The sequence below is a fragment of the Synechococcus sp. CCAP 1479/9 genome (genome assembly GCF_019038535.1).
GTDB lineage: Bacteria > Cyanobacteriota > Cyanobacteriia > PCC-6307 > Cyanobiaceae > Cyanobium.
Window position 1 is genome coordinate 1 of the sequence record NZ_JAFKRK010000073.1, and the last position, 877, is coordinate 877.

At 66.1% G+C, this 877-nt stretch carries 1 protein-coding gene; it reads right to left on the reverse strand.

Translation table 11 applies throughout. The features are described 5' to 3' along the window. The coding region (locus KUG38_RS16740; protein WP_216923546.1) for a glycogen/starch/alpha-glucan phosphorylase at positions 1 to 877 on the reverse strand (877 nt) is incomplete at both ends.

The following is an 877-nucleotide window of genomic DNA, read 5'->3' on the forward strand; positions in this document are numbered from 1 at the left end:
CTTGTCGCCCGATTCATCGATGATCGAGAGGCGGCGCAGGACGGCGTCGTTGCCGGGGTACTTGAGGCGCACCTGCTGGAGGAAGCGTCGGTTGATCTCGAAGATCAGCTCCAGGTGCCGTGGCAGCAGGGACCCGAAGAGATCGAGGCCCCACTTCTCCAGGGCTTCCGGCAGGAGGGTGTGGTTGGTGTAGGAGAGGCAGGCGGTGGTGATGGCCCAGGCGGCGTCCCACGCGAGGTGCTTGTCGTCGAGCAGGAGCCGCATCAGCTCGGCGACGGCGATCGAGGGGTGGGTGTCGTTGAGCTGGATGGCCCAGTGCTCAGGGAACGCCTGGACGGGAATTCCGCGGGCATCGAGGCTGCGGATCATGTCCTGCAGCGAGCAGCTGACGAAGAAGTGCTGCTGCATCAGCCGCAGGCGCCGCCCCGCATCGGTGCCGTCGTTGGGGTAGAGCACTTTCGAGAGGGTCTCCGAGCCCACCTTCTGTTCCACGGCGCCGTAGAAATCGCCGCTGTTGAAGGTCTGGAAGTCGAAGGATTCGGTGGCATCGGCGCGCCAGAGGCGCAGCCGGTCGCAGGTGTTGACCCGGTAGCCCAGCACCGGCACGTCGTGGGGGACGCCGATGGCGAGCTCGGCAGGGATCCAGCGCACCCGGTAGGCGCCGTTCTTGTCGCGGTAACTCTCGGTGCGGCCACTGAAGCCCACCACACAGGATTTCCCGGGCTGGACGATTTCCCAGGGCCAGCCCCCCTTGAGCCACTTGTCGGTGATCTCCACCTGGCGGCCGTCGCGGATGAGCTGGTCGAAGATGCCGAACTCGTAGCGGATGCCGTAGCCGGTGGCGGGGATCTCGAGGGTGGCGAGGGATTCGAGGAAG